Raw genomic sequence first — 9,588 nt, 5'->3', positions numbered from 1 at the left:
GAATAATGTTAGTGAAATAGTCAAAAATATAAAAATAAATTTAATTTTAACAAGTTATGCACATACTTATCAACAACTGTGGATAAGTATTATATTATTTAAAGTTATTAACAGGCCTCTATTTATAATATCAAAACCTAACAACCTATTCAAGAAGTTATCCACAAAATATTTATTTAAGGCATATAGTTACTAGTACTTCAATCTTTGTGAATTGGGAAATAAGTACTGTTAAGTGCCTGGATAAATTCTTTTAAAGTTTAAATGAAAAAGTATTCTTTATAAATAAATTTTGCTTGAGTTAAAGAATTATTTGATTATGAAATTTATACTTTTGAATTTATATTGACATTACAGTTTAGTGAATATATAATTTAATAGTAAAACTTTAAATTTCAGACTTAAAATAAATCGAGTCTTTGATAGCAATTGCAATTCAAATTGTTTTTGTCTTATTATGTTATTATATATTAAGAGGTTATTTAAAAATTATTTTGGGACTGTTTATTTAATAATGAGAATATTGAATTCCATATATAAAGACTGAGCCTAGAAGAATAATATTAAAATTTTGAAAGGAGTTGTATATACTATGTGGATGACCTACCAGCCAAAAAAGAAGCAGAGAAAAAGAGAACATGGCTTTAGGAAAAGAATGAGAACTCTATCTGGAAGAAATGTTATTAAGAGAAGAAGACAAAAAGGTAGAAAGAGATTAACAGCATAGGCCGCATTTGTGGCCTTTTTCTGCAAGCAGAAAAAGAGGAGCAAAAATGAAGGTTTACAGAATAAAAAAAAATGCGGAATTTCGTATTGTATACAAAAGAGGAAGATCTTTTTCTAATAATTTGTTAGTATTATATACTTATAGAAATAAAAAAGGTGTAAATAGATTAGGTATATCTATAAGTAAAAGAGTGGGAAAAAGTGTTGAGAGAAATAGAATAAAACGATTGATTAAAGAAATTTGTAGATTAAATATTGAGAATATAAAAACAGGCTATGATTTAGTATTTATAGCTAGAAACTTGTCAAATGGTAAGAGCTATGCTGAAATAGATAATTCTATAAAAAATTTAATCAAAAAAGCGGGTTTATATAATAAATGAAAAAATTTTTAATTTTTTTAATTAAACTATACAGAAAGTATATATCACCTCTAAAAAGGCCATGTTGCAGATTTTATCCTACTTGTTCACAATATGCGTTGGAAGCATTGCAAAAATATGGTATTATAAAAGGTGGATTTATGTCCATAAAAAGGATATTGAGGTGTAATCCATTTTGCAAGGGTGGGTACGACCCGGTTAAATAAATTTCAGGAGGTTTAATATTTTGCAATATTTAAATGATGCTTTTGTTCGATTTTTTAATTTTTTACATGGCAGTGTGGTTTCGGTTATACCTAATCAAAATCTTTCTTATGGAATAGCAATAATTTTGATGACTATAATAATTAGAATTATAATACTTCCATTGGGAATAAAACAATTGAGATCTTCATTTGCTATGAATGAACTTCAGCCGGAAGTTAAAAAGCTGCAGGAAAAATATAAAAAAGATCCACAAAGAGCACAAAAAGAAATGATGAAATTGTATAAAGAGAGGGGAGCAAGTCCTTTTAGCGGATGTTTACCTCTTCTTATTCAGTGGCCTCTTCTATTAGCTCTTTATTATGTTTTCAATAATTTATCGGGAATAAACGGCGTAAGTTTTTTATGGGTAAAGGATTTAGCTAAAACAGACATGTTTCTTGCTATAATCTCAGGCATAACTACATATTTATCAGGTATGATATTAATGCCTTCTACTGGTGAACAGGCGAAACAGAGCAAGATGATGAATATAGGAATGTCTGTATTTATGGTATATATGAGTATGAGATTTAAATCCGCATTGGTATTGTATTGGGTTGTTAGTAATTTAATTCAAATAGCACAAACTATAGTTATTAAAAAGATTGAAACGAGTAAAAAAACTAAAACTATTAAGGCCTAGGGGGTGGCTATGTGGTATGAAGGTTATAGAAACCACGGGAAAAACTGTTGAAGAGGCACTTAAAAATGCATTGTCTGAATTAAAAGTTGAAAAAGATAAAGTAGAGGTTGAGGTACTGGATGAGGGTAATAAAGGCTTTTTAAATTTAATAGGAGCTCGACCAGCTAAAATAAAAGTTAAAGTAAAAAGGAATTACATACATGAAGCAAAGATATTTTTGGAAAATATTTTAGATAAAATGAAAGTTGAAGCTGATATAAAAATAAGTGAGGAAAACAATGTAGTGAAAATTTACTTGACTGGTTCAGATATGGGAATACTTATAGGTTATAGAGGAGAAACTCTGGATGCACTTCAATATCTTTTAAGTCTTGTAATAAATAAAAATCATGAGATGGAATATAAAAGGGTAGTTTTGGATACAGAAAATTATAGAGAAAAAAGAGAAGAAACTTTAAAAAGACTTGCTAGAAGAGTAGCTGAAAAAGTTAGGAAAACGGGAAGAATAGTTAAATTGGAACCGATGAATCCTTATGAAAGAAGAGTAATTCATTCTGCCCTTCAAAATGATTTTTATGTAAACACCTATAGTGAAGGTCAGGAGCCTTTTAGAAGAGTTGTAGTGGAGTTAAAGAAAGCCTAAAGGCTTTCTTTTTTGCATATTAGGAGATTTTAAAAGAGTGTATTTTGTAAAAATTAGGGGAAGTGAAAAAATGGAAAATTTTGATACTATAGCTGCTATAGCGACAGCTTTAGGTGAAAGTGGAATATCAATTGTAAGAGTTTCAGGTGAAAATTCTCTTAAAATAGTAAATACAATGTTTAAAGGTAAAAATAATAGAGAGCTATTGGATATGAAAGCCTATACGATGAGATATGGTTTTATAGTGGAAAGAGAAACCGGAGAATTATTGGACGAAGTTTTGGTAAGTTTTATGAAAGCACCTAGAAGTTATACAGCAGAAAATACTGTTGAAATAAATTGTCATGGTGGAATTCTGGCTGCTAAGAAAGTGCTTGAAGAAGTTATTAAATCCGGTGCCAGAATGGCAGAGCCAGGGGAATTTACCAAAAGGGCGTTTTTAAATGGAAGAATTGATTTAAGCCAGGCTGAAGCTGTTATTGATATAATAAACTCGAAAACTGAAATCTCCATGAAAGCTGCAGTTGAGCAGTCAAAAGGGAGAGTTTCCCAAGAAATTAATTCATTAAGAGAAGAGCTTTTAGAAACAATTGCATCTATTGAAGCTACTGTTGATTATCCTGAAGCTGATTTGGAGGAAATAACATCTAGTGAAGTTTCTAAAAAATTAAATAGAATATTGGAGAAGATAAATTTTATGCTTAGCACTGCAGAAGAGGGTAAAATAATTAGAGAAGGTTTGAATATAGTAATTGTTGGGAAACCTAATGTAGGCAAATCATCTCTTTTAAATGCATTGATTATGGAGAACAGGGCTATAGTTACTGATGTACCAGGTACTACCAGAGATGTTATAGAGGAATATATGAATATAGATGGTATACCTGTAAAAATAATTGATACAGCTGGAATTAGAAAAACTGATGATTTGGTAGAAAAAATTGGAGTTGAAAGATCAAAGGAAAGAATAGACAATTCGGATTTGATTATATTTATGTTGGATTCAAGCAAAAAATTGGATGAAGAGGATAGAGAAATTATAAATTATATTAATAAGAAAAAATATATAATATTATTAAATAAAACCGATCTAGGTGATAAAATAGATTTAGATGATGCCTGTATGGTGAATTCAAAATTTATAATAAAGACATCTATTAAACATGGCTTGGGCTTAGATAAGGTTAAAACCTGCATCAAAGATTTATTTTTTAAGGGTGAGATTAAATCTAAAGATATATTTATAACCAATATGAGACATAAAGAAGGTCTTATATTAGCTAAGAAAAGTTGTATTGAAGCCTTAAAGGCTTTAAAAAATACTTCAGCAATAGATTTAGCTTCTATTGATATGAGAAATGCTTGGGCTGAGCTTGGTAAAATAACTGGTGATACTTTAGAAGAGAATATAATTGACAAGATATTTTCACAATTTTGTTTAGGAAAGTAGGTAGTTTGGATTGGAGTACTTTTCAGGTAAATATGATGTAATAGTTGTGGGAGGCGGACATGCTGGATGTGAGGCAGGTCTTGCTTCAGCTAGGATGGGATGCAAAACTTTAATGTGTACCATGAATTTAGATAGCATAGGCTTTATGCCATGTAATCCTAATGTAGGAGGGACAGCTAAGGGACATTTGGTAAGGGAAATAGATGCATTAGGTGGAGAAATGGGAATAAATATCGATAAAACATTTATACAGTCAAGGATGCTTAATACTTCAAAAGGACCTGCAGTACATTCACTTAGGGCTCAGGCTGATAAGAGAAATTATTCTGGAAGAATGAAAAGGGTAATTGAAAGTCAGCCCAATTTATATTTGAGGCAGATAGAAGTAGTAGAAATAAGAGTTGACAAAAATAGGAGAATTCACGGAGTCCTCACAAAAAATGGAGCATTTTTTGAAGCGAAGGCAGTAGTTTTGGCTACAGGAACTTATTTAAAGGGGAAAGTAATTATAGGAGATGTGAGTTATAGTTCAGGCCCCAATGGATTTATGCCAGCTAATGATCTTTCACAAAGTTTACTTAATTTAGGGATAGAGCTTAGAAGGTTCAAAACAGGTACACCTGCCAGAGTAAATAAGAGAAGCGTAGATTTTTCAAAAATGATAAAGCAGCCTGGTGATAAAAAGATAATTCCATTTTCTTTTATGAGTGAAAACTTAGATAGGGAGCAAGTGCCCTGTTATTTAACTTATACTACAAAAAATACGTTGAAGGTTATAAGAAATAACATAGATAGATCACCACTTTATAATGGCTCCATCAAATCGGTAGGTCCAAGGTATTGTCCATCTATTGAAGATAAAGTAGTTAGATTTCCAGATAAAGAGCAACATCAAATATTTATAGAGCCTGAGGGAGAAAATACTGATGAACTTTATGTAGATGGTGCATCCACTTCTATGCCTGAAGATGTGCAGATTGCTATGTATAGAACTATAGTTGGACTTGAAAATGTGGAATTTTTAAGAACTGGGTACGCTATTGAATATGATTGCATAAATCCTCTTCAATTAAAGCTTTCGTTAGAATTTAAAAATATAGAAGGTCTATTTGGGGCAGGTCAGTTAAATGGAAGTTCTGGATATGAAGAAGCAGCATCACAGGGAATAATTGCAGGCATTAATGCCGCCCTTAAGGCAATGGAAAAACCGTCTCTTATTTTAAAAAGATCTGATGGTTACATAGGAGTCTTGATAGATGATTTAGTTACAAAGGGTACCGAGGAACCATATAGAATGATGACATCCCGTTCTGAATACAGGCTTATACTTAGGCAGGATAATGCAGATTTGAGACTTACTGAAATTGGTCATAAAATAGGATTGGTCAGTGAAGAGAGGTATGAAAAATATTTAAAAAGAAAATACAATATAGAAGAGGAGTTAAATAGAATAAAGGGTATACAAATAACACCTAAAAAAGAAGTGATCGATTTCTTGAATTCAGTTAATTCGTCTGAATTGAAAAAAAGTGTTAGTTTGTACGAATTGATTAAAAGACCAGAGCTCGATTATTTTAATGTAAAACCTTTGGATGTAAATAGACCTGAACTAGATGAGGATATTCAGGAAGAAGTAAATATAATTTCAAAATATGAGGGGTATATAAATAAGCAACTTGAACAGGTTTCTCAGTTTAAAAAATTTGAAAATAAATTCATACCTGAATGTATAGATTATAATGATATTAAAGGTTTGAGAATAGAGGCTATACAAAAATTAAATAAAGTAAAACCCATGAATATTGGTCAGGCTTCTAGAATTTCAGGAGTTTCACCAGCAGATATCTCTGTCCTGCTTATTTATATGGAAAAGAAAAATAGAGAACAAGTTCTATAGTTGTTAAAATAATAATAGTTTGGAGAAATGTTATGAAATATTTTCAGGTTATGAATACAGTCTGCAGTAATTTAGGAGTAAGTTTTAATAAAGAAAAGTATTACAAGTTTATGAAATATAAAGAAATACTTAAGTTATGGAATAATAAAATAAATCTTACTGCAATAGTTGAGGATGAAGATATAATAAAAAAACATTTTGTAGATTGTATAGAAATATTTAAATTTTCACCTATGAAGAATGTCTCGAATATTATTGACATAGGAACAGGAGCTGGATTTCCAGGAATTCCTATCAAGATAATTGATGAGAGCAAGAAAATTACACTTCTGGATTCTTTGAATAAAAGGATAAATTTTTTAAATCAAGTCATACTAGATCTCAAATTGGAAGGCATAAGCTGTATACATGGTAGAGCAGAGGATTTTTCTAAAAAGGTAGAATACAGAGAGAAATTTGATGCGGCTGTATCGAGAGCGGTGGCAAATTTAACAGTTTTAAGTGAATTTTGTATTCCATATGTAAAAACAGGAGGTTACTTTATAGCGATGAAGGGTCCTGCAGTAGAAGATGAAATAAAGGAAAGTAAAAATGCAATCAATATTTTGGGTGGCAAAGTAGAGGATATAGTAAAAGTAGAAAATGATAATCTCGATCATAATTTAGTCATAATAAAAAAAATTAGAAGGACTTCTAAAACTTATCCAAGAAAGCCAGGAATAGTTGCTAAAAAACCATTGAAATAAATGTAGTAATTTGTCATACGAAATTTATATAAACTAGCAGGATTTTATAAAAGAATAAAGAAATGTTAATAATAGGAAACATAAGAGGGATGGTTTAATATGCAAAAAAATGTTAATTATATACCTGTAGATTCAATTTTGCCTAATGTATATCAGCCAAGAAAATATTTTGATGAAGAAAGTTTGGAAGGATTAGCTCAATCTATAAATGTATATGGAATAGTTCAACCTTTATCGGTGAGGAAATTAGGCGAAAATAAATATGAATTGGTGGCTGGAGAGAGAAGACTTAGAGCGGCAAAAAAAGCAGGACTAACTGAAGTGCCTGTAATAATAGTAGATATAAGTGATAAGGAATCTGCGGCAATAGCACTTTTGGAAAATTTACAGAGAGAAGATCTTAATTTCTTAGAAGAAGCAGAAGCATATTATAATTTAATAAAAGATCATTCATATACCCAAGAAAAATTGGCTGAGGTTATAGGGAAGAAACAATCTACTATTGCCAATAAACTCAGGCTGCTTAAGTTGGACAAGGAAGTAAAAGTTATATTATTGGATAATGGATTAACTGAAAGACATGCAAGAGCATTATTAAAACTTCCCACGGTAGAGCTTCAGAAGAAAGTATTAAAAGATATAGTTAAAAGAAATTTGAATGTAAAAAAGACAGAAGAACTTATTAATAGGGAATTAGATAAAATTGTAAGTAATAAAATTAAAAAAAGTAAAACTAAAAAGATAAAAGGAATATTTTCTCCTAAAGTTTACATAAATACAGTTAAGCAGATATTTGATAAGTATGGTTTAAATGCAAATTATGCTTCTCAGGATCTTGATAATGAAATACAGATAATAATCACTATTCCTAAAAAATAAAATGTTTCACATGAAACATTTAGTAATTATAATTTAATTTAATAATTGAAATTATCAAGTCGTATGCTGAAATTAAATTAGCATATGGCTTTTTTATGGTATTTAAAATTAAATTTATATGAAAACTCTTTTATTATTTCAAATAAAAATATATAATTAAAAATAAAGCGGGTTGCAAATTTGGGAGGTGAGTAACGTGAAGGTGATATCAGTATTTAACCAAAAAGGTGGAGTTGGGAAAACTACTACATGTATTAATTTAAGTGCATATTTGGCTATGCAAGGTTATAGGGTATTGGATATAGATATTGATCCCCAAGGCAATACTACTAGTGGATTGGGAATTGATAAAAGAAATATAGAGAATTCCATGTATGATTTATTGACTTCAGAAATTGATATAGACCAAGTTGTGAGAAAGTGTGAACTTATAGACAATTTTTTTATAATTCCTTCTACCATGGAATTAGCTGGGGCAGAGGTGGAATTAATAGATAAAAAAAATAGAGAAAATGTATTAAATAGCAAATTAAAAGATTTAACACAAAAATATGATTTCATATTTATAGATTGTCCACCATCTTTAGGTTTATTAACTATAAATGCACTTACAGCATCTCATAGTGTTATTATTCCTATTCAATGTGAGTTTTATGCATTGGAGGGAGTTGGACAACTAATAAATACTATACAGTTAGTTAGGAAATCATTAAATAATCATTTGGAGGTTGAGGGAGTGATTATGAGTATGTGTAATATGAGAACTAATTTATCTACTCAGGTCAGCCTTGAAGTAAAAAAGTTTTTTAAAGACAAAGTATATGAAACTGCTATCCCTAGAAATATAAGATTGGCGGAAGCTCCAAGTTTCGGACTTCCCATAGTTCTTTATGATGATAAATGCAAAGGTGCAGAAGCCTATGAAATGTTGACTAAAGAGTTTTTACATAGGCAGAAGGAGTGAATAAAATTTGAGTAAAAAATATGGATTAGGTAAGGGGCTTAAGGCCTTGATACCTGATAGTGCTCTAGAACTTAGTGAAAAAGATGAAAATGGTGTAAATTATATAGATATTGATTTTATACAAGCTAATAGGGATCAACCTAGAAAAACTTTTGACAAAGACAAAATAGTACAACTTTCACAATCAATAAAAGAACATGGTATAATACAGCCTCTTATACTCAATAAACTTGGGGATAACATGTATAATATAGTGGCAGGTGAAAGAAGATGGAGGGCAGCTAAGCTTATTGGTGTAAAAAAAATACCTGCAATCATAATGAATTTATCTGACGGAGAGGTCTTGGAGATTTCTCTTATAGAAAATATACAAAGACAAGACTTGAATCCTATAGAAGAAGCCCTGGCTTACAGAAAATTAATTAATGATTTTAATTTAACTCAGGAGGAATTAAGTGCTAAAATAGGTAAGTCCAGAACATCAATTTCAAATTGTATGAGACTTTTGAATTTAGATAGCAGAGTTCAAAAATATATTATGGATGGAGTTATTACCGAAGGGCATGGAAGAGCACTTCTGGGTGTAGAAAATGGAGAATTACAGCATAAATTATCTTTAGATATAATAAATAGAAATTTGACAGTAAGAGATGTGGAGAAAATTATTAGAAATTTACATTCGGATAAAAAAGATAAAGTAAAAGTAATAAAAGAGGAAAATATATACTATCTTGATATAAAAGAAAGATTGGAAAATTTATTGGGAACTAAGGTGCTTCTTATGAATAAAAAAAATAAAGGGAAAATAGAAATAGAATATTATTCTCAAGAAGATCTTCAGAGAATACTGGATATATTAAAAATTTAATAAATACTTGATGTTTCACATGAAACATTTTTACAATGCGAAAGGAGAAGAACATGCAGAATATCATTAATTTAATAAATGAATTTCAGCTGTATATTGTAATTGGACTAGTTGTTTTGATAATAATATTAATAATTATGAAT

12 protein-coding genes are annotated in these 9,588 nt (G+C 29.9%); all 12 read left to right on the top strand.

Translation table 11 applies throughout. The features are described 5' to 3' along the window. Positions 1–196, top strand: a 196-nt coding sequence (locus CLLU_RS18985; protein WP_207656024.1) for a hypothetical protein, incomplete at its 5' end; no start/stop codon positions are given. A gap of 396 nt (positions 197–592) precedes the next feature. Next, positions 593–727 (top strand): 50S ribosomal protein L34, encoded by a 135-nt coding sequence (rpmH, locus tag CLLU_RS17130; protein WP_012104240.1) that lies wholly within the window; start codon positions 593–595, stop codon positions 725–727. A gap of 46 nt (positions 728–773) precedes the next feature. Beyond that, positions 774–1,109, top strand: a complete 336-nt coding sequence (gene rnpA / locus CLLU_RS17125; RefSeq protein ID WP_106010982.1) for a ribonuclease P protein component — start codon at positions 774–776, stop codon at positions 1,107–1,109. Further along, positions 1,106–1,315: a membrane protein insertion efficiency factor YidD gene (yidD, locus tag CLLU_RS17120; RefSeq protein WP_106010981.1), complete on the top strand. Its 210-nt coding sequence runs from the start codon at positions 1,106–1,108 to the stop codon at positions 1,313–1,315. The genes rnpA and yidD overlap by 4 nt, the downstream gene beginning before the upstream one ends. A gap of 20 nt (positions 1,316–1,335) precedes the next feature. Next, on the top strand, positions 1,336–1,998 hold the full coding sequence (locus CLLU_RS17115; protein WP_106010980.1) for a membrane protein insertase YidC: 663 nt from the start codon (positions 1,336–1,338) through the stop codon (positions 1,996–1,998). Positions 1,999–2,014: 16 nt separating this feature from the next. After that, the gene (jag, locus tag CLLU_RS17110) at positions 2,015–2,641 is read left to right on the top strand and encodes an RNA-binding cell elongation regulator Jag/EloR (protein WP_106010979.1); all 627 of its coding nucleotides are present in this window, start codon (positions 2,015–2,017) and stop codon (positions 2,639–2,641) included. Positions 2,642–2,711: 70 nt separating this feature from the next. Then, complete coding sequence (gene mnmE / locus CLLU_RS17105; protein ID WP_106010983.1) at positions 2,712–4,091, top strand: tRNA uridine-5-carboxymethylaminomethyl(34) synthesis GTPase MnmE; 1,380 nt, start codon at positions 2,712–2,714, stop codon at positions 4,089–4,091. 10 nt (positions 4,092–4,101) lie between these two features. Next, a complete protein-coding gene (mnmG, locus tag CLLU_RS17100; protein ID WP_106010978.1) occupies positions 4,102–5,988 on the top strand; it encodes a tRNA uridine-5-carboxymethylaminomethyl(34) synthesis enzyme MnmG in 1,887 nt (628 codons plus the stop codon). A gap of 32 nt (positions 5,989–6,020) precedes the next feature. Then, positions 6,021–6,734, top strand: coding sequence for a 16S rRNA (guanine(527)-N(7))-methyltransferase RsmG (rsmG, locus tag CLLU_RS17095; protein ID WP_106010977.1), 714 nt, complete (start codon positions 6,021–6,023; stop codon positions 6,732–6,734). Positions 6,735–6,833: 99 nt separating this feature from the next. Further along, positions 6,834–7,613 carry a nucleoid occlusion protein gene (gene noc / locus CLLU_RS17090; protein ID WP_106010976.1) on the top strand — a complete coding sequence of 260 codons (780 nt, stop codon included), beginning with the start codon at positions 6,834–6,836 and terminating at the stop codon, positions 7,611–7,613. A gap of 196 nt (positions 7,614–7,809) precedes the next feature. Further along, on the top strand, positions 7,810–8,577 hold the full coding sequence (locus CLLU_RS17085) for a ParA family protein (RefSeq protein WP_106010975.1): 768 nt from the start codon (positions 7,810–7,812) through the stop codon (positions 8,575–8,577). A gap of 7 nt (positions 8,578–8,584) precedes the next feature. Then, on the top strand, positions 8,585–9,445 hold the full coding sequence (locus CLLU_RS17080; protein ID WP_106010974.1) for a ParB/RepB/Spo0J family partition protein: 861 nt from the start codon (positions 8,585–8,587) through the stop codon (positions 9,443–9,445). Positions 9,446–9,588: the final 143 nt, after the last annotated feature.

This window comes from Clostridium luticellarii, from assembly GCF_002995845.1.
Lineage (GTDB): Bacteria > Bacillota > Clostridia > Clostridiales > Clostridiaceae > Clostridium_B > Clostridium_B luticellarii.
The sequence above is the reverse complement of the archived record's forward strand: the minus strand, read 5'-3'. Positions and strand labels throughout refer to the sequence as shown.

Coding starts and splice junctions, on each gene's coding strand:
- rpmH (WP_012104240.1), top strand. CDS start 593: ATGTGGATGACCTACCAGCCAAAAAAGAAGCAGAGAAAAAGAGAACAT.
- rnpA (WP_106010982.1), top strand. CDS start 774: ATGAAGGTTTACAGAATAAAAAAAAATGCGGAATTTCGTATTGTATAC.
- yidD (WP_106010981.1), top strand. CDS start 1,106: ATGAAAAAATTTTTAATTTTTTTAATTAAACTATACAGAAAGTATATA.
- jag (WP_106010979.1), top strand. CDS start 2,015: ATGAAGGTTATAGAAACCACGGGAAAAACTGTTGAAGAGGCACTTAAA.
- mnmE (WP_106010983.1), top strand. CDS start 2,712: ATGGAAAATTTTGATACTATAGCTGCTATAGCGACAGCTTTAGGTGAA.
- rsmG (WP_106010977.1), top strand. CDS start 6,021: ATGAAATATTTTCAGGTTATGAATACAGTCTGCAGTAATTTAGGAGTA.
- noc (WP_106010976.1), top strand. CDS start 6,834: ATGCAAAAAAATGTTAATTATATACCTGTAGATTCAATTTTGCCTAAT.